This is a genomic window from Pseudomonas sp. JDS08PS003, from assembly GCF_045013505.1.
GTDB classification, from domain to species: Bacteria; Pseudomonadota; Gammaproteobacteria; order Pseudomonadales; family Pseudomonadaceae; genus Aquipseudomonas; species Aquipseudomonas protegens_B.
Map to the genome: position 1 here is coordinate 904,713 of NZ_CP120724.1, position 17,425 is coordinate 922,137.

The 17,425-nt window shown below is 63.3% G+C and carries 17 protein-coding genes; 6 read left to right on the plus strand and 11 right to left on the minus strand.

The window, feature by feature from the left end; genetic code table 11:
• Nucleotides 1–24: 24 nt before the first annotated feature.
• Nucleotides 25–921, plus strand: a complete 897-nt coding sequence (locus tag P7C00_RS04065; RefSeq protein ID WP_346636279.1) for a PA4780 family RIO1-like protein kinase — start codon at nt 25–27, stop codon at nt 919–921.
• Between the two features lie 47 nt (nt 922–968).
• Here P7C00_RS04065 and cueR read toward each other — a convergent pair whose 3' ends face one another.
• From cueR to P7C00_RS04080, 3 genes are all read right to left on the minus strand, one after another.
• The gene (cueR, locus tag P7C00_RS04070) at nt 969–1,373 is read right to left on the minus strand and encodes a Cu(I)-responsive transcriptional regulator (protein ID WP_346636278.1); all 405 of its coding nucleotides are present in this window, start codon (nt 1,371–1,373) and stop codon (nt 969–971) included.
• Nucleotides 1,370–3,766, minus strand: a complete 2,397-nt coding sequence (locus tag P7C00_RS04075) for a heavy metal translocating P-type ATPase (protein WP_404938173.1) — start codon at nt 3,764–3,766, stop codon at nt 1,370–1,372. Before P7C00_RS04075 ends, cueR begins: the two co-directional genes overlap by 4 nt.
• Before the next feature lie 151 nt (nt 3,767–3,917).
• Nucleotides 3,918–4,301, minus strand: coding sequence for a hypothetical protein (locus P7C00_RS04080; RefSeq protein WP_123725977.1), 384 nt, complete (start codon nt 4,299–4,301; stop codon nt 3,918–3,920).
• Nucleotides 4,302–4,446: 145 nt separating this feature from the next.
• On the opposite strand from P7C00_RS04080, the gene P7C00_RS04085 reads away from it, so the two are divergent.
• Together P7C00_RS04085 and P7C00_RS04090 are read left to right on the plus strand one after the other, a co-directional pair.
• Nucleotides 4,447–4,644 (plus strand): heavy-metal-associated domain-containing protein, encoded by a 198-nt coding sequence (locus P7C00_RS04085; RefSeq protein WP_102863030.1) that lies wholly within the window; start codon nt 4,447–4,449, stop codon nt 4,642–4,644.
• 92 nt (nt 4,645–4,736) lie between these two features.
• Nucleotides 4,737–5,933 carry a multidrug effflux MFS transporter gene (locus P7C00_RS04090; protein WP_346636276.1) on the plus strand — a complete coding sequence of 399 codons (1,197 nt, stop codon included), beginning with the start codon at nt 4,737–4,739 and terminating at the stop codon, nt 5,931–5,933.
• Nucleotide 5,934: 1 nt separating this feature from the next.
• Here P7C00_RS04090 and P7C00_RS04095 read toward each other — a convergent pair whose 3' ends face one another.
• From P7C00_RS04095 to P7C00_RS04105, 3 genes are all read right to left on the minus strand, one after another.
• A complete protein-coding gene (locus tag P7C00_RS04095; protein WP_185073655.1) occupies nt 5,935–6,111 on the minus strand; it encodes a hypothetical protein in 177 nt (58 codons plus the stop codon).
• Nucleotides 6,112–6,255: 144 nt separating this feature from the next.
• A complete protein-coding gene (locus P7C00_RS04100) occupies nt 6,256–7,269 on the minus strand; it encodes a zinc-binding alcohol dehydrogenase family protein (RefSeq protein ID WP_404938174.1) in 1,014 nt (337 codons plus the stop codon).
• A gap of 30 nt (nt 7,270–7,299) precedes the next feature.
• Nucleotides 7,300–7,593: a putative quinol monooxygenase gene (locus P7C00_RS04105; protein ID WP_346636274.1), complete on the minus strand. Its 294-nt coding sequence runs from the start codon at nt 7,591–7,593 to the stop codon at nt 7,300–7,302.
• A 118-nt stretch (nt 7,594–7,711) separates the two neighbouring features.
• On the opposite strand from P7C00_RS04105, the gene P7C00_RS04110 reads away from it, so the two are divergent.
• Nucleotides 7,712–8,620 carry a LysR family transcriptional regulator gene (locus P7C00_RS04110; RefSeq protein ID WP_346636273.1) on the plus strand — a complete coding sequence of 303 codons (909 nt, stop codon included), beginning with the start codon at nt 7,712–7,714 and terminating at the stop codon, nt 8,618–8,620.
• 122 nt (nt 8,621–8,742) lie between these two features.
• Nucleotides 8,743–10,119, plus strand: a complete 1,377-nt coding sequence (locus P7C00_RS04115; protein ID WP_346636272.1) for an MFS transporter — start codon at nt 8,743–8,745, stop codon at nt 10,117–10,119.
• 80 nt (nt 10,120–10,199) lie between these two features.
• Here the strand turns inward: P7C00_RS04115 and P7C00_RS04120 are convergent, their stop codons facing one another.
• The 3 genes from P7C00_RS04120 to P7C00_RS04130 form a co-directional block, all read right to left on the minus strand.
• On the minus strand, nt 10,200–11,153 hold the full coding sequence (locus P7C00_RS04120) for an adenosine deaminase (protein ID WP_346636271.1): 954 nt from the start codon (nt 11,151–11,153) through the stop codon (nt 10,200–10,202).
• A 180-nt stretch (nt 11,154–11,333) separates the two neighbouring features.
• Nucleotides 11,334–12,299 (minus strand): 2-oxoglutarate and iron-dependent oxygenase domain-containing protein, encoded by a 966-nt coding sequence (locus P7C00_RS04125; RefSeq protein WP_346636270.1) that lies wholly within the window; start codon nt 12,297–12,299, stop codon nt 11,334–11,336.
• Nucleotides 12,300–12,364: 65 nt separating this feature from the next.
• Nucleotides 12,365–13,447 (minus strand): BMP family ABC transporter substrate-binding protein, encoded by a 1,083-nt coding sequence (locus P7C00_RS04130; protein ID WP_346636269.1) that lies wholly within the window; start codon nt 13,445–13,447, stop codon nt 12,365–12,367.
• A 325-nt stretch (nt 13,448–13,772) separates the two neighbouring features.
• On the opposite strand from P7C00_RS04130, the gene P7C00_RS04135 reads away from it, so the two are divergent.
• Entirely contained in the window at nt 13,773–14,861 is a 1,089-nt protein-coding gene (locus P7C00_RS04135; RefSeq protein WP_404938175.1) for a calcium:proton antiporter, read from the plus strand.
• Here P7C00_RS04135 and P7C00_RS04140 read toward each other — a convergent pair.
• Nucleotides 14,858–15,865 (minus strand): formylglycine-generating enzyme family protein, encoded by a 1,008-nt coding sequence (locus P7C00_RS04140; protein ID WP_404938176.1) that lies wholly within the window; start codon nt 15,863–15,865, stop codon nt 14,858–14,860. The two genes, P7C00_RS04135 and P7C00_RS04140, sit on opposite strands and share 4 nt — an antisense overlap.
• Before the next feature lie 112 nt (nt 15,866–15,977).
• Entirely contained in the window at nt 15,978–17,336 is a 1,359-nt protein-coding gene (locus P7C00_RS04145) for an 8-oxoguanine deaminase (RefSeq protein WP_404938177.1), read from the minus strand.
• Nucleotides 17,337–17,425: the final 89 nt, after the last annotated feature.

Genomic DNA, 17,425 nt, shown 5'->3' on the forward strand with positions numbered 1-17,425 from the left:
ACAAGGGACCCACAATAAAAGCTGATGAAGACTCCAAAACGCATTGAACCCCTGATCGAAGACGGTCTGGTAGACGAGGTGCTGCGCCCACTCATGAGTGGTAAAGAGGCAGCTGTGTATGTGGTGCGCTGCGGCAACGAGCTACGTTGCGCCAAGGTCTACAAGGAGGCGAACAAACGCAGTTTCCGTCAGGCGGCGGAATATCAGGAAGGGCGCAAGGTTCGCAACAGCCGACAGGCGCGGGCCATGGCCAAGGGCTCGAAGTTTGGCCGCAAGGAAACCGAGGACGCCTGGCAGAACGCCGAAGTGGCGGCCTTGTTCCGTCTGGCCAATGCCGGGGTGCGGGTGCCCAAGCCGTTCGACTTCCTCGAAGGCGTGCTGCTGATGGAGTTGGTGGCCGACGAATACGGCGACGCGGCTCCACGGCTCAACGATGTGGTGCTGGAACCGGACCAGGCTCGTGAATATCACGCTTTCCTGATTTCCCAGATCGTCCTGATGTTGTGTACCGGTCTGGTGCACGGTGACCTTTCCGAGTTCAACGTGCTGCTGACGCCGGACGGTCCGGTGATCATCGACCTGCCCCAGGCGGTGGATGCCGCTGGCAACAACCATGCGTTCAGCATGCTGGAGCGGGACGTGGGCAACATGGCGTCCTACTTCGGGCGTTTTGCCCCGGAGCTCAAGCACACCCGTTATGCCAAGGAAATGTGGGCCTTGTACGAGGCCGGCATCTTGCATCCGGGCAGTGTGCTGACCGGCGAGTTCGACGACCCCGAAGAACTGGCGGATGTTGGCAGCGTGATCCGCGAGATCGAAGCGGCACGTCTCGACGAGGAGCGTCGTCAGGCAGTGCGGGCGGCGGACGATGCACCGCCAGGCAAGTCCGAAGAACCACCGCCTCCGCCCTGGATGCAGTGATGGAATAAAAAAATCCGGCCGAGGCCGGATTTTTCATGCCCGCGATTTCAGCCTTCGCAGCAACTGCCGGACGCCAGTTCCTTGAGGATCGGGCAGTCCGGGCGGTGGTCGCCGTGGCAGTGCTCCACCAGGTCCTGCAGGGTGTCGCGCAGTCCGGCCAGTTCGCGGATCTTCTGGTTGAGCTCATCGATGTGCTGGCGCGCCAGGGCCTTCACATCGGCGCTGGCTCGTTGCCGGTCCTGCCACAGGGTCAACAGCTTGCCCACTTCTTCCAGGGAAAAGCCCAGGTCCCTGGAGCGCTTGATGAACGCCAGGCTGTGCAGGTCGTCGTCGCCGTACAGACGATAGCCGCTGTCACTGCGATGGGCCGGCTTGAGCAGGCCGATGGACTCGTAGTAACGGATCATCTTGGCGCTCAGGCCGCTCTTTCGGGCTGCTTGGCCGATGTTCATTCGGCGTTCTCCAGGTCTTTGGGTTTCCAGGTTTTCAACAGTAGTGCATTGCTTACCACGCTGACGCTGGACAGGGCCATGGCCGCGCCGGCCAGCACCGGGTTGAGCAGGCCGAACGCAGCCAGGGGAATGCCGATCAGGTTGTAGACGAAGGCCCAGAACAGGTTCTGGCGGATCTTCGCATAGGTCTTGCGGCTGATTTCCAGGGCCGCCGGAATCAACCGTGGATCGCCGCGCATCAGGGTGATGCCCGCCGCGTGCATGGCCACGTCGGTGCCGCCGCCCATGGCAATGCCGATGTCGGCCGCCGCCAGGGCCGGGGCGTCGTTGATGCCGTCGCCGACCATGGCCACCACGCCGGTCTTTTTCAGTGCCGTCACCGTGGCGGCCTTGTCCGCCGGCAGTACTTCGGCATGCACATCGTCGATGCCCAGGGCATCGGCCACGACCTTGGCGCTGCCACGGTTGTCGCCGGTCAGCAGATGGCTGCTGATATGCCGCGCGCGCAGTTGCTGTACCGCTTGCAAGGCGCCGGGCTTGAGGGTGTCGCCGAAGGCGAACAGGCCCAGTACCCGGGATTGCGGGCTCTGCTCGATCAGCCAGGACAGGGTCCGGCCCTCGTGTTCCCAATCCTTGGCCGCCTGGGCCAGGCTGCCCGGGTTCAGGCCGCATTCCTCCAGCAGGCGACGGTTGCCCAGGGCCAGTTGGCGGCCGTCCAGGGTGCCGGCGATGCCGCGCCCGGTCAGGGACTGGCTGGCGCTGACATCGGCCACGGGCAGTTGGCGTTCCTGGCACAGGTCCAGCACCGCCTTGGCCAGGGGATGCTCGCTACCGCGCTGCAGAGCGCCGGCCAGTTGCAGTACCGCGTTTTCGTCGCCTTCCAGGGCCTGCATGTGGGCGATGCGCGGCGTGCCGGAAGTCAGGGTGCCGGTCTTGTCGAAGACCACCGAGCTGACTTCGTGGGCCCGCTCCAGGGCTTCGGCGTCCTTGATCAGAATGCCGTGGCGGGCGGCCACGCCGGTGCCGGCCATGATCGCAGTGGGGGTGGCCAGGCCCAGGGCGCAAGGGCAGGCGATCACCAGCACGGCCACGGCGTTGATCACTGCAGTTTCCAGGGGCGCGCCGTACAGCCACCAGCCCACCAGGGTGATCAGCGCCAGCACCAGTACGGTGGGCACGAATACCTGGCTGACCTTGTCCACCAGCTTCTGGATCGGTGCCTTGCCGGCCTGGGCGTCTTCCACCAGGCGAATGATCCGCGCCAGCACGGTTTCCGCACCCAGGGCCAGGGTGCGCACCAACAGGCGGCCTTCGCCGTTGATGGCGCCGCCGGTGACTTTATCCCCGGGCTGCTTGGGCACCGGCAGGCTTTCACCGCTGATCAGTGCCTCATCGGCATGGCTCTGGCCTTCGATGACTTCACCGTCCACCGGAAAGCGCTCACCAGGCTTGACCAGCACCAGGTCGTTCAGGCGCAGGGCGCTGATGGCCACATCCTGCTCGCGGCCGTCGATCACCTGGATCGCCCGCTCCGGGCGCAGGGCCTCCAGGGCGCGGATGGCGCTGGCGGTCTGGCGCTTGGCCCGGCTCTCCAGGTATTTGCCCAGCAGCACCAGGGCGATCACCACGGCCGAGGCTTCGAAGTACAGGTGCGGCATGCTGCCGGCGGCGGCCGTGGCCCATTCATACAGGCTCAGGCCATAGCCGGCGCTGGTGCCCAGGGCCACCAGCAGGTCCATGTTGCCGCTGCCGGCGCGCACGGCTTTCCAGGCCGCCACGTAGAAGCGCGCACCGAAGATGAACTGCACCGGGGTGGCCAGGGCGAACTGGGCCCAGGCCGGGAGCATCCAGTGCAGGCCAAAGGGTTGCGCCAGCATCGGCAGCACCAGGGGCAGGGCCAGGAGGATCGCCAGGACCAGGCTCCAGCGTTCGCGGCGCAGGTTCTGCTGCTGATCATTACCGTGCTTGTGTTCGGCCTGCCACAGGCTGGCGGAGTAGCCGGCCTGGGTCACGGCATTGATGAGGAGCGCCGGATCGACCTGGCCCAGCAGCTCGAGGTGAGCCCGTTCCGTGGCCAGGTTGACGCTGGCGCTGCGGACGCCTTGAACCTTGTTCAAGGCGCGTTCTACGCGACCGGCACAGGTGGCGCAGGTCATGCCGCCGATGGTCAATTCAATGGACTGCACCGGCACGCTGTAACCGGCATTTTCCACCGCTTCCAGCAGGGCCGGCAGACTGTCACCGGGGGCTTCGATCCGGGCCTGCTCCGTGGCCAGGTTGACGCTTACCGTACGTATACCGGCGACCTTGCCCAAGGCTCGCTCCACACGACCGGCGCAACTGGCGCAGGTCATGCCGGCAATCGGCAGGTCGAAGGTGGTTGATTCAGGCATGGCTGACACTCCCTGTAAATGTTGCCTACAGGATCAACCTTGCCATGCAGGCAAGGTCAAGCGGGCATTGCCAGGGTGCTTCATTTTGTCCCAGAGGGGAGCAAAAGCACACCTTGCGCTGTAGGGCGCAAGGCGTGTGGAGGACGGTGCGTCAGTAATCCAGGGCGGTGGGCTTGAGGTACATGCCCGAGGCGTTGGTGGCGATACGGAACTTCAGCACATCGCCGGCCCGCACGCTGATGTCCTGGGAACCCGGGGCGAGCAGACCAGGGTTGCAGCCCGGCGCCTGGCCCGGCAGCAATTTCAGGCGCAGGGACACTTTGCCCGGCGGCAAGTTGAAGGAGGCGCTCTGCTCCTGGAACAGCCGGCCGGCGAGCTGGTCCTGGATGTACAGGCCGATCTCGCAGGAGGTGGCGACTTCCAGCCGCTCCCGGGAAATGATCAGTACGCCGTAGTCTTCTCCGGCGGCCAGTACTGGTGGCGTTGCCGCCAACAGACCAAGGAGGCCGACGAGGCTGAAAGTTGACCAGCGCATGGCTGAATCTCCTGCTGTGATGTCTTAAGACGTGCAGCTTGGCGGAGCGCGGCGCCGATTTCCAGCCCGGCAGTTCAATCCGGAACTTGACCTTGCCACGGTGGCAAGGACAAGACTGCATGCATCCCAATACAGGAGAAGCGCGATGCAAGTATTCAATGTTCAAGGCATGTCCTGCGGCCACTGCGTGCGGGCCATCACTCAGGCGCTGCAGAGCAAGGACCCGGCGGCCACCGTGCGGGTGGATCTGGCGGCCAAGGAAGTGGGGGTCGAGAGTCGCCTGTCCAGCGAAGAGGTGATCAATCTGATCAGCGAAGAAGGCTACGCCGTCCAGGTTGCTTGAGTCTTTTTAATAGTTAGCGACCTATCGGAATGTTCAAGGCGTCCAAGCGCAGCTAGACTGTGCGACCGCTGACCAACGCTCGCTTGGATGCCATGAACCTCCGCACAATCCTGATTCTCGGCGCCTTGAGCGCCTTCGGCCCTTTGGCCATCGACTTTTATCTGCCGGCCTTTCCCTCGATGGCCCTGGCTTTCGGTACCGATGAAAAACACGTCCAACTGACCCTGGCCGCCTATTTCCTTGGGCTGTCCATTGGCCAGCTGGCCTATGGACCTGTGGCCGACCGTTTTGGTCGGCGCCTGCCGTTGCTGGTTGGAGTGGGGCTGTTCACCCTGGCCTCACTGGCCTGCGCCTATGCACCCAACCTGGAGTGGCTGATTGGCGCACGCTTCGTCCAGGCCCTGGGCGGTTGCGCCGGCATGGTGATTTCCCGCGCGGTGGTCAGCGACAAGTGCGATGCAGTGGGCTCGGCCAAGGTGTTCTCCCAGTTGATGCTGGTGATGGGCCTGGCGCCGATCCTGGCGCCAATGCTCGGCGGCCTGCTGGTCAACCTCTACGGTTGGCAATCGATTTTTATCATGCTCACGGTGTTCAGCGCCCTGTCGGGATTGGCAGTTGCTCTGGGTCTGCCGGAAAGCATGCCGGCCACTCGCCCGCGCCTGCCGTTGTCCGGAGCGTTGCGCCAGTACGGCCTGTTGCTGGCGGACCGGGTCTTTCTCGGCCACGCCCTGACCGGCGGCATCGCCATCGCCGGGATGTTTTCCTATATCGCCGGCTCGCCCTTTGTCTTTATCAAGCTCTACGGCGTGCCGGCGGAGCACTTCGGCTGGTTCTTCGGGATCAATGCCGGCGGTTTCATCCTGGTGGCGCAGATCAATGCGCGGCTGTTGGCCAAGCGTGGTCCGGCCTTCCTGCTGGCCCGGACTGTGTGGATCTACCTGGCGGCCGGGTTGGCCTTGCTGGCAGTCAGCGCCCTGCATACGAGTGAGCTCTGGCCGCTGTTGCTGCCCTTGTTCGTGTGCATCGCCAGCCTGGGCTGCATCATTCCCAACGCGGCGGCCTGTGCCATGAACGGCCAGGGCGCGCGGGCCGGCAGCGCTTCGGCGATGCTCGGTTGCCTGCAGTTCAGCGTCGCAGCGGGTGCTGCCTATCTGGTGGGTGTGTTGCACGATGGCAGTGCCATGCCGATGGCCATGGTCATCTGCCTGTGCGGTGTTCTGGCGGTGAGCATGGCGGTCATGACCCGGCGTTTGCAGAATGCCCGGGCATTGAAAGCCGCCGAGCTCTGAGTCAGCCGACGGCGCGCTGACTCTGGGGAATCTGGTGAGGGGCTTGCAAGCGGGCTTGCAGGGTCTGGGTGAAAGCCCGGGCCTCGGCTTCGCTGCGGAAAGTCACCGCGTGCTGGTCGAGACGGACTTGCCATTGAGAGCCTTGAGGGTTTGCCAATTCTTTTATCAGGATCTTCATTGCTGACCTCCTAACGGTAAAAGAGTGCGATGCAAGGGCTGCCAGTGTAGACCCGAATACGGTCACAAATATGACCGAAATCAACTCTCGGACTGACGGCGGCCATCGAGCTTTTCTGCGTGATGGCCGCCGTGCGTTCAGCCCTTAGAAACCTTCCAGGACGATCTTGCCCTTGGCCGTGCCGCTCTCCAGCAAGGCGTGGGCGCGGCGCAGGTTGGCCGCATTGATCTGGCCGAAATGCTCGCCCACCGTGGTCTTCAGGGTGCCGGCGTCGATCAGCTCGGCGACCTTGTTGAGCAGAACGTGCTGTTGCTGCATGTCGGCGGTCTCGAACAGCGAACGGGTGTACATGAACTCCCAGTGCAGCGACAGGCTCTTGCGCTTGAGCTTGGTCACGTCGAGGCTTTTCGGGTCGTCGATCAAGGCCAGTTTGCCCTGGGGCGCCAGGGCTTCCACCAGCTCATCGAGGTGGGCGTCGGTCTGGGTCAGGCTGGCGACGTGGGTCACTTGATCGATGCCGATGCGCTTGAGCTCGGTGCTCAGGGGCTGGCGGTGATCCACCACGCCATGTGCACCCAGTTCGCGGACCCAGGCTTGGGTCTGCTCCCGGGAGGCGCTGCCGATCACCTTGAGGCCGGTCAGTTGCCGGGCCAGTTGGGTGAGGATCGAACCGACCCCGCCGGCGGCGCCGACAATCAGCAGGCTCTGGCCCTGGTCGCTGCGGTCCTGGCTGATTTGCAGGCGTTCGAACAGCAGCTCCCAGGCCGTGATCGCGGTCAGCGGCAGGGCCGCGGCTTCGGCAAAGCCCAGGCTCTTGGGCATATGGCCGACGATGCGTTCATCCACGGTGTGCAGTTCGCTGTTGCCCCCGGCTCGGGCGATGGAGCCGGCGTAGAACACCCGGTCGCCAACCTTGAACAGGCTGACCTCGCTGCCCACGGCCTTGACCACTCCGGCCACGTCCCAGCCCAGCACCTTGGCCGCGCCGCCTTCGGGCTGGACGTTCTGGCGGACCTTGGTGTCCACCGGGTTGACCGAGATGGCCTTGACCTCCACCAGCAGGTCGCGAGGGCCGGCGAGCGGCTCTGGCAGCTCGATGTCTTGCAGGGACTTGGGGTCGTCGGTTGGTAGGGATGCGTAGTAGGCGATGGCTTTCATGGTGAATTCCTGTTGAGTGCAGAGAGAAGGTCAGACGATCAGTTGCAGGCGCTTGAGTTCGAAGTGCTCGATCGCTTCGCGGGTCTGGGCGAGGAAGTGCTGGAAGTGCGGGGTGTTGTTGTGAAACTCCAGGGCGGCTTCATCGTCCCAGCGTTCCAGAACGTAGAAGGTGCCCGGCTGTTCGGCGTCCTGATGCAATTGGTAGTACTGGCAGCCGGCTTCGGCACGGCTGGGGTGTACCAGGGCACTGAGTTGGTGCTTGAGGACGCTGTGCTGGTCAGGCTTGGCGATCAGGGTCGCGATGGCGGTAAAGGCTTGGGACATGGGGTTTACCTTTGGGCAGTCAGGTGATGGGCAGATAATTGGCTATTTCTCCTGAAGATAAAACCGGCTAAAAGAGCAGTCTCTTTCAATATTTTTTTGATAATCCAGGGGCCAATTCATGCTGCGATTCGATGACCTGCAGTTGTTCGTGCGTGCCGCGGACCTGGGCAGCCTGTCGGCGGCGGCCCGGGTCATGGACCTGTCGCCGGCGGTGGCCAGCGCCGCCCTCAAGCGCATCGAGGAACACTTGGGGGCGCGTCTGCTGGCCCGTTCCACCCGCAGCCTGCGTCTGACGGCCGAGGGTGAGGGCTTTCTTGAATACGCTCGCGCCGCCTTGAGCAACCTGGATGAAGGGCGGCGCCTGCTGGCCAGTGGACAGGATCAGGTCAGCGGTGTGTTGCAGCTGTCCGCGCCTTCGGACTTTGGGCGCAACCTGCTGCTGCCCTGGCTCGACGAGTTCCAGCGCGAGCATCCCAAGCTCAGCGTGCGCCTGCTGCTGGGGGATCGGATTGCCGATCTGTTCCGCCAGCCGGTGGACATTGCCCTGCGCTACGGTGAGCCGGAGGACTCCAGCCTGGTGGCGCTGCCGATAGCCCCGGACAATCTCCGGGTCCTGTGTGCGGCCCCCAGCTACCTGGCCCGTCACGGCGAGCCGCGTCAGCTGGAGCAATTGGCCCAGCACAACTGCCTGCTGTACATGCTCGACAGCCGAGCCCATGACCTTTGGAGTTTTTATGACGGCAAGCGCGAGGTGAGCCTGACCGTCAGCGGCGACCGCCTGAGTGACGATGCCGATGTGGTGCGGCGCTGGGCGGTGGCCGGTGAAGGGATTGCCTACAAGTCCTGGCTGGATGTGGCGGGCGATGTGCTGGCCGGGCGCCTGCAGATACTGCTGCCGGAACTGCGCTGCGAAGGCGCGTCGCTGAACCTGCTGTGCACCCATCGCGCGCACCTGAGCAAACCGGTGAAGCTGTTGCGGGATCTGCTCCAGAGCCGCTGCGCCGAGATCAGCGCCCGGCGCCCGTAGGAGCCGGCTTGCCGGCGAACCCCCCGCGTCGCTGACGGACGCGAACAGGTCGCCCTCGGCAATCAGTTCCGGCCTCGATCGCGCACACTCCAACGGTCAAGCATTCAACCGGGGGACGGGGCATGGGCATACAGGGATACAGCGCCGCAGAGCGCCTGGAACGGCTACCTATCAGCGGCTATCACCGGGTGATCTTCATCATCATTGCCCTGGCGTTTTTCTTCGACTCCATGGACCTGGCGATGATGACCTTCCTCCTCGGCTCGATCAAAACCGAGTTCGGCCTGAGTTCGGCCCAGGCGGGCCTGCTGGCCAGTTCGAGCTTTTTCGGCATGGTGCTGGGCGCCTCGCTGTCGGGCATGCTCGCCGACCGCTTCGGGCGCAAGCCGGTGTTCCAGTGGAGCATCGTGCTCTGGGGAGTGGCCAGTTACCTGTGCTCGACCGCCCAGAGCGTGGACAGCCTGACCCTGTTCCGGGTGCTGTTGGGAATCGGCATGGGCATGGAGTTTCCCATCGCCCAATCGATGCTTTCGGAGATGATTCCGGCGCAACGACGCGGCCGCTACATCGCCTTGATGGACGGCTTCTGGCCCCTGGGTTTTGTGGCTGCCGGCGTGCTGTCGTACTTCCTCCTGCCACTGATCGGCTGGCGCGACATCTTCCTGGTGCTGGCGATTCCGGCGGTGTTCGTGCTGGTGATCCGCTTCTTCATTCCCGAGTCGCCGCGCTGGCTGGAGCAGGCTGGACGTCATGCCGAGGCCGATCGGGTGCTGCTGGGCATCGAGGACAAGGTGCGAGCTTCCCTGGGTGGCGGCTCGTTGCCGGAGCCAGTGCGCCTGCCGCGAGTCGAGGGCGCGCCGGGGCACTTCTTTTCCGCGCTGAAACAGATCTGGTCGCCCCTGTACCGGCAACGCACGATGATGATCTGGAGCCTGTGGTTCTTCGCATTGCTGGGGTTCTACGGGCTGACTTCCTGGCTCAGCGCCTTGCTGCAACAGTCCGGTTTTGCCGTGACCCAGTCGGTGTACTACACGGTGCTGATTTCCCTGGGCGGGATTCCCGGGTTCCTCATGGCCGCCTGGCTGGTGGAGCGCTGGGGGCGCAAACCGGTGTGCATCGTCACCTTGCTCGGCGGCGGGATCATGGCCTTCTTTTACGGCCAGAGCGCGGTGTTTGGCGGCAACGTCAGCCTGTTGATCGGCACCGGCCTGCTGATGCAGTTCTTCCTGTTCGGCATGTGGGCGGTGCTCTACACCTACACGCCTGAGCTGTACCCGACGTCCGCCCGAGCCACGGGCTCGGGCTTTGCTTCGGCCGTTGGCCGGATCGGTTCGCTGCTGGGGCCTTTGGTGACCGGGCTGGTGTTTCCCGTCACCGGGCAGGGCGGGGTGTTTGCCTTGGGCGCGTTGTGCTTTGTGATCGCGGCAGGGGTGGTGTGGCGGTTCGGGATGGAGACCCGGGGCAAGACTTTGGAGGAGTTGAGCGAAACGGGGAGCTGATAGCGAACGGCGGTGGAGCTGTTCGCCGGCAAGCCGGCTCCTACAGGCTGGTGTAGGAGCAGGTTTGCCGGCGCTGGGCGTTACGGCTTGACCAGTCGTGCATCCAGGCTGTTCTGCGCCAGGCGTCGGGCCTGGTCCTGGGTCATCCCCAGGTCGGTGTACAAGGCGTGGAAGTTCTCGGTGACGTAGCCGCCGAAGTAGGCCGGGTCATCGGAGTTGACCGTGACCTTCACCCCGCGCTCGAGCATTTGCAGGATGTTGTGCTGGGACATGTGGTCGAACACGCAGAGCTTGGTGTTGGACAGCGGGCACACGGTCAGCGGGATCTGTTCGTCGATGATGCGCTGCATCAGTCGTTCGTCTTCGAAGGCCCGCACGCCGTGGTCGATACGCTGGATCTTCAGCAGGTCCAAGGCTTCCCAGATGTACTCGGGCGGACCTTCCTCGCCAGCGTGGGCGACGGTGAGGAAGCCTTCGCTGCGCGCGCGGTCGAAGACCCGCTGGAACTTGCTCGGCGGATGACCCATTTCCGAACTGTCCAGGCCCACGGCGACAAAGGCGTCGCGGAACGGCAGCGCCTGGTCGAGGGTTTTCTGTGCTTCCTCTTCGCTCAAGTGGCGCAGGAAACTGAGGATCAGGCCACTGGTGATGCCCAGTTGCTGTTCGCCGTCCTTCAGCGCGGCGGCGATGCCGTTGAGCACCACTTCGAACGGCACGCCACGGTCGGTGTGGGTCTGCGGATCGAAGAAGGGTTCGGTGTGGATCACATTCTGTTCTTTGCAGCGCAGCAGGTAGGCCCAGGTCAGGTCGTAGAAGTCCTGGGAGGTGCGCAGCACGTCCGCGCCCTGGTAATACAGGTCGAGGAACTCTTGCAGGTTGTTGAAGGCGTAGGCCTTGCGCAGGGTTTCGACGTCGCTCCAGGGCAGGGCGATCTTGTTGCGTTCGGCCAGGGCGAACAGCAGTTCCGGCTCCAGGGAGCCCTCCAGGTGCAGGTGCAATTCGGCCTTGGGCAAGGCGTTCAGCCAGTCATACATGGTGTTTTCTCATCAGGTGCAGGTGGGCGCTGCGAGAAGGAAACTGTGCCACAGCCATGACCCTCTGCGGGGACGTTGCTGGCGGTTCGCGGTTCTCGCCGGTTTTTCACCGGGCCCGAAAAAGCCGCCATTCTACAGCCGGCGGCGCAAATGTTCGGCAAAACCTGACCGAGTGGGCGATCAGGCCTGCTCCAGCTCCCGGCGATAGGCGTAGGTATCGGCAAAACGCGAGAGCAGGAATTCGGCGCAGGTGGTCAGCGGATACTTGGCTGGATGCTCTGCGTCCTGGCAGCCGGGCAGGCATTCGATGCGGGTGTCCGGGTGCGGTTCGGCGAAGAACGGCATCGAGTAGCGATCCACCCCCAGCGGGCTGATGACCCGGTGCGGGGTCGACAGGTAACGGTCGTTGCTCCAGCGGGCCATCATGTCGCCCAGGTTGACCACGAAGGTGCCATCGATGGGCGGCGCGTCGATCCATTGCCCCTGAACGTTGCGCACCTGCAAACCGCCGGCGGCGTCCTGGTAGAGCAGGGTGATGCAGCCATAGTCGGTGTGGGCCCCGGCGCCTTGCTGCTCAGTGCTGCTGGCGGTGTGGCGCGGCGGATAGTGGATCATCCGCAGTACGCTGACCGGGTCATTGAAGCGGCAGTCGAAGAAGTCCCGCTCGATGCCCAGGGCCAGGGTCATGGCCCGCAGCAGGGTCTGGGCCAGGGCCTGCATGTCCTGATAGTGCTGCTCCATCAGGTCTTTCCAACCGGGCAGGTCCGGGTGGCGGTTGGGGCCGCGCAGGGGCTTGTCCGCCAGTACCTCGGGATGGTCGGCGGGCAGATGCAGGCCCATGTCGAAGGTTTCCTTGAGGTCGCTGGGCTTGCCCGGGTCCAGTTGCTCGGTGGCGATGGCGCCGTAGCCGCGATGGTGACGGCTCTGGGTGATGTCGATCTTGAGTTTTTCAGCGCTGGGCAGGGCGAAGAAGTGCTTGGCCGTGACCAGCAATTGCTCGATGCGCTGTGCACTGATCGGGTGACCCTTGATGTAGAAGAATCCCCATTCGCGACAGGCGCGGTCGATCTGCTTGGCGACGCTGTCCCAGCCTTGCAGCTCATCCTGATACAGCGGGCTGATATCGATGATCGGCAGTTGATTCATGAAAATGCTCCCATCCTGTTGGCGGTCCGTCGTCGCTGGCGGGTGCTCCGCCAGCGACGACCAGCTTATTTGGGGATGTCCGCCTTCAGGCCTTCGACGTAATAGTTCATCGAGGCCAGTTCGGCATTGCTGGCGCTGACCCCCGCGGCGATTTTTTCTACCCCGGCCTGGTCCTTGATCGGGCCGGTGAACGGGTGGAACTCGCCACTCTTGATGCTGGCGATGATCTGCTCGGCCTCGGCTTTCACCGGGGCCGGCAGCAGGTCGCTGAGGGGCAGCTCAACCGTACCCTCTTTCAGACCGCCCCAGTAGTCCTGGGATTGCCAGCTGTGGTCCAGCACCCCTTGGGTGGCCTGGATGTAGTGCGGGGCCCAGTTGTTGACGATGGAGGTCAGCACTGCCTTGGGGCCGAAGTGGGCCATGTCCGAGGCGTAGCCCACGGCATAGACGCCACGGCGCTCTGCGGCCTGGATCGGCGCCGGGCTGTCGGTGTGCTGGAAGATTACGTCGGCGCCTTGGTCGATCAGAGCGTTGGCGGCGTCGGCTTCCTTGCCCGGGTCGAACCAGGAGTTGACCCACACCACCTTGATCTCGGTGCCCGGATTGTATTTGTTCAAGGCCAGCTGGATGGCGTTGATGTCACGGATCACTTCCGGGATCGGGAAGGAGGCGACGTAGCCGATCTTCTTGGTCCTGGTCATCTTCGCCGCGAGGAAACCGCCGACATAACGGCCCTCGTAAGTGCGCGCCAGGTAGGTGCCGAGGTTCTTGTCCTGCTTGTAGCCGGTGGCGTGTTCGAAGGTCACCTTGGGAAATTGCTTGGCGACTTTCAGGGTGGGGTTCATGTAGCCGAACGAGGTGGTGAAGATCAGGTCGTAATTGTCCTTGGCCATGTTGCGGATCACCCGCTCGGCGTCGGCGCCCTCGGCGACGTTTTCCACGTAGTTGGTCTTGATCCGGTCACCGAACTTTTCCGCCAGCGCCTTGCGTCCCTGTTCATGCTGATAGGTCCAGCCGTGGTCGCCGATGGGGCCGATGTAGACGAAGCCGACCTTCAGCGGATCGGCAGCGCTGGCGGCGAGACTGGCACTCAGGCCGACAGCGGCGGCCAGGGTGCAGAGCAGCTTGTGCAACGGGCGTGTATGCATGAATTGGAGCTCCATCTTGTTGTGGTGGGGGGCTGGGGCGGCAAGCGCTGGAGGGCAATGCAAATAGCTGACCAACAGGACAACAAAGATGGGGGCGTCGGGCGAGGCGGTTTCTACGGGGGCTTTGGGGCGCGCTTTTCGCTGGCAAGCCGGCGCCTGCGGGAATGGAATGTAGGAGCCGGCTTGCCGGCGAAGCGCTTTTCAAGAGCCATCCCGGTGCGCGGCGCCTGAGCCTGGTGCACTAACATGTAACGAAACGTTAGTGACTCGAAGCAGTCTTTCACTCATCTCCTGTACTCGTTTTTATTTCCGTCAAAGGACTGCAATGCTCACTTCCCTCAAGCAAGAAAAGTTTCTACTGCTTGCGCTGTTGGCCGCCGTGGCCGCCTATCCCCTGGAGCACCTGCTGCTGAGCAGCGGCCAAGGCATCGCGTTGATGGCCGGGCTGGTGCTGATCGGCTTCATCGTCATCGCCTCGATGCGCGTTGCCCACCACGCCGAACTGCTGGCGGAAAAGGTCGGTGACCCCTACGGCACCATGATCCTGACCCTGGCCGCGGTGCTGGTGGAGGTGGTGATCCTGGCCATCATGATGAGCAACGAAGCCTCGCCGACCCTGGTGCGTGACACCATCTATTCGGCGGTGATGCTGGACATCAACGGCATCCTCGGCCTGGCGGCGCTGATGGGCGGCATCAAGCATGGCGAGCAGCCCTATAACGACGACTCGGCGCGTACCTACAGCGTGATGATCCTCACCGCCATGGGCGTGTCGATGGTGGTGCCGGAGTTCATTCCAGAAGCCGACTGGAAGGTCTATTCGGCCTTCACCATTGGCGCCATGGTGGTGCTCTACACCTTGTTCCTGCGGATGCAGGTCGGGCCGCACAGTTATTTCTTCAGCTACAGCTACCCGGAAAAGCGTCGCAATAAAGAGGCCCAGGAGCAGCCTGATGCCATCAACCTGAGCTGGAGCATCGGCATCCTGGTGTTTGGTGTGGTGGTGATCGGCGCCCTGGCCGAGGTGATGTCCAAGACTCTGGACCTGGGGCTGGAAGGCACGGGCGCACCGCCGGTGATCACGGCGATCCTGGTGGCGGCGATTTCTGCGGCGCCGGAGATTCTCACTGCGCTGCGCGCGGCCTTGGCCAACCGCATGCAGTCGGTGGTCAACGTGGCGTTGGGGGCTTCCCTGTCGACAGTGATCCTCACGGTGCCGGTGATGGAAGCCATGGCCCTGTACACCGGCCAGCCGTTCCAGATGGCCATGACGCCGGTGCAGACGGTGATGGTGTTCATCACCCTGATCGTCAGTGCGATCAACCTCAACGACGGTGAAACCAATGCCATCGAGGGCATGACCCACTTCGTGCTGTTTGCGACCTTCATCATGCTGTCGCTGCTCGGCCTTTAAAGCGGCTGCGCTGACTGGATGGCGCAGCGAAAGCTGACACCCGGGGCATTCCAGGCCGCCAGTGCCCCCCAACGCCAACGGCGGACGGTGCTGGCCGAAGGGGAAAAGGTCGGGTCGTTGGCAAACTCGTTGTTGGCGCCCCGTTGTGCCCGATAAATGCCCGTTTCGGGCCCTTGCGGGTTCTCCACGGGAGACTCGCGATAGTAGTGTTTATCGTACCAATCGTTGACCCATTCACTGGCGTTGCCGGTGAGGTTGTAGAGGCCAAGCGGATTGGGTGCAAACCTGTTCACGGCGAAGGTTTTGTTGTCGTCGGGCGCCGGAAAGTTGCGGCCGTAGTCCAGATTGCCGTTGTCGGTCGCGAACATGACCGGCTGGCCGCGGTTGCGCGCCGCATATTCCCATTGGGCCTCGGTCGGAAGATCGACGGGATAGCCGCTGAGCTCTGCCAGCCAACCACAGTAATCCTTGGCCTCTTGCCAGTCTCGTGAAGCCGGGGCGGGCAGGTTTTCAAGGTAGAGGTGCTTCATGTCTTCGCGTTTACGAAGTTCAGCGTCGAATGGCGGCTTGCCTTGCGCCAGGAAGAACAGATCAAAATCGCCCAAGGTGGTTTGCAGCGAGGACAGGTAATAGCTGCTCAATTTGACGGGGTGAACGAAGTCGTCATCGACGTCGAGACTGATCCGGTCCATTTTTGCCGGGGCTACGCCGCAGGGCCATTTGCACAAGGCATGGGGATCGAAGTCATGGGGCCAACCGAAATCGCCCATCTGGAATTCTCCCCCTTCAATCAACACCATGTTGTCCATCGAGCGGACGACCGTGTTAAGCACGGCATCGCGGTTTTGCGGGGACAGGTCCGGGTATTTGCGACTGATGGTCGAAGCAATTTCTGCAACTTTCTCAGGTGACAGCGCTTTGCTGGCGGGCCCTGCAATTTCCTGTTTTTCACAGCCTGAAATCAGCAGCGCGACGCAGAGCGCCAGTCCGTGCTTTTGCTTCACGTAATGTCCCTATAACGGCTCGATTGAGGGCGGCAAATTAACATGTTTGCTCAATCCGCTTGCGCTCAAAGCGCAGGCGAGGGAACCGGCCCCTCGCCGTTGGAGTCGGGGATCAGGTACCGGCGATCAGTTGCCGAGCAGCCTGGCTGTGATCGGCGATCAGGTTTTTCAGGTCCAGCCCTTCGACTTGCCCATCAATCACCCGCCACTTGCCGCCGATCATGACCCGATCCGCCCGATCCGCAGCGCACAACAACAGCGCCGAAACCGGATCATGGCTGCCCGAGAAACGCAGCTCATCGAGCTTGAACAACGCCAGGTCCGCCTGCTTGCCCACCGCCAGTTCGCCAATGTCAGTGCGGCCCAGCAGGCTCGCCGAACCCTGGGTTGCCCAGCCCAGTACCCGCTCCGGGGTGATCTTCTCGGCGCCATAACGCAGACGCTGGATGTACAGCGCCTGGCGCGCTTCGAGGATCATGTTCGACGCATCATTGGACGCCGAGCCATCCACGCCCAAGCCAAACGGCGCCCCTGCATCAGTCAGCTCGATACTGGGGCAGATGCCGGAGGCCAGTCGCATGTTCGAACTCGGACAATGGCAGATGCCGGTGCCGGCAGCGCCCAGGCGGGCAATTTCATCCGGGTTGAAGTGGATGCCGTGGGCCAGCCAGGTACGCGGACCGAGCCAGCCGACGCTGTCCAGGTAATCCACGGTACGCAGGCCAAAGCGCTGCAGGCAGAAATCTTCTTCGTCGAGGGTTTCGGCCAGGTGAGTGTGCAGGCGCACATCGAGTGTGTTCGCCAACTCGGCGCTGGCCGACATGATTTCCGGGGTCACCGAGAACGGCGAGCACGGCGCCAGGGCGATCTGGATCTGCGCACCGTCGCCACGCTCGTGGTACTGGTGAATCAGGCGCTGACTGTCGTCGAGAATCACCTGACCTTCCTGCACGGTCTGCTGTGGTGGCAGGCCGCCGTCCTTTTCGCCAAGGCTCATCGAGCCGCGGGTGAGCATGGCGCGCATGCCCAGTTCACGCACGCTTTCGACTTGCACGTCGATGGCATTTTCCAGACCGTCCGGGAACAGATAGTGATGGTCGGCGGCGGTGGTGCAACCGGAGAGCAGCAGTTCGGCCAGCGCCACTTTGGTCGCCAGGGCGAGTTTTTCCGGGGTCAGCCGGGCCCAGATCGGGTACAGGGTCTTCAGCCAGGGGAACAGCGGCTGGTTGACCACCGGCGCCCAGGCCCGGGTCAGGGTTTGATAGAAGTGATGGTGGGTGTTGATCAGGCCCGGCAGCAGTACGTGCTCGCGGGCATCGAACACCTGTTGGCAAGGGCTCGCAGGCTGTTGGCCGAGGCCCAGCACTTCAACGATCAAACCGTCTTGCACGACCAGGCCGCCACGGGCGTCGAGGGCATTGCCGGTGAAGATGGCCAGGGGATTTTTTAACCAGGTACGGATCGCAGGCATGGTTGCCGGCTCCTCTGAAAGTGGGTTCAGGTTAGCCAGCTCAGTGTTGCCCTGTCTGCTGATCCAGGGTCGCCGCAAGGGGCGAGGTG

Bases quoted from the DNA above. Each gene is read 5' to 3' on its own strand.
- P7C00_RS04085 (WP_102863030.1), top strand. From the start codon at position 4,447: ATGCAAGTATTCAATGTTCAAGGCATGTCCTGCGGCCACTGCGTGCGG.
- P7C00_RS04125 (WP_346636270.1), bottom strand. From the start codon at position 12,299: ATGAATCAACTGCCGATCATCGATATCAGCCCGCTGTATCAGGATGAG.
- P7C00_RS04115 (WP_346636272.1), top strand. From the start codon at position 8,743: ATGGGCATACAGGGATACAGCGCCGCAGAGCGCCTGGAACGGCTACCT.
- P7C00_RS04095 (WP_185073655.1), bottom strand. From the start codon at position 6,111: ATGAAGATCCTGATAAAAGAATTGGCAAACCCTCAAGGCTCTCAATGG.
- cueR (WP_346636278.1), bottom strand. From the start codon at position 1,373: ATGAACATCGGCCAAGCAGCCCGAAAGAGCGGCCTGAGCGCCAAGATG.
- P7C00_RS04080 (WP_123725977.1), bottom strand. From the start codon at position 4,301: ATGCGCTGGTCAACTTTCAGCCTCGTCGGCCTCCTTGGTCTGTTGGCG.
- P7C00_RS04145 (WP_404938177.1), bottom strand. From the start codon at position 17,336: ATGCCTGCGATCCGTACCTGGTTAAAAAATCCCCTGGCCATCTTCACC.
- P7C00_RS04130 (WP_346636269.1), bottom strand. From the start codon at position 13,447: ATGCATACACGCCCGTTGCACAAGCTGCTCTGCACCCTGGCCGCCGCT.
- P7C00_RS04110 (WP_346636273.1), top strand. From the start codon at position 7,712: ATGCTGCGATTCGATGACCTGCAGTTGTTCGTGCGTGCCGCGGACCTG.
- P7C00_RS04090 (WP_346636276.1), top strand. From the start codon at position 4,737: ATGAACCTCCGCACAATCCTGATTCTCGGCGCCTTGAGCGCCTTCGGC.
- P7C00_RS04105 (WP_346636274.1), bottom strand. From the start codon at position 7,593: ATGTCCCAAGCCTTTACCGCCATCGCGACCCTGATCGCCAAGCCTGAC.
- P7C00_RS04120 (WP_346636271.1), bottom strand. From the start codon at position 11,153: ATGTATGACTGGCTGAACGCCTTGCCCAAGGCCGAATTGCACCTGCAC.
- P7C00_RS04065 (WP_346636279.1), top strand. From the start codon at position 25: ATGAAGACTCCAAAACGCATTGAACCCCTGATCGAAGACGGTCTGGTA.
- P7C00_RS04135 (WP_404938175.1), top strand. From the start codon at position 13,773: ATGCTCACTTCCCTCAAGCAAGAAAAGTTTCTACTGCTTGCGCTGTTG.
- P7C00_RS04100 (WP_404938174.1), bottom strand. From the start codon at position 7,269: ATGAAAGCCATCGCCTACTACGCATCCCTACCAACCGACGACCCCAAG.
- P7C00_RS04075 (WP_404938173.1), bottom strand. From the start codon at position 3,766: ATGCCTGAATCAACCACCTTCGACCTGCCGATTGCCGGCATGACCTGC.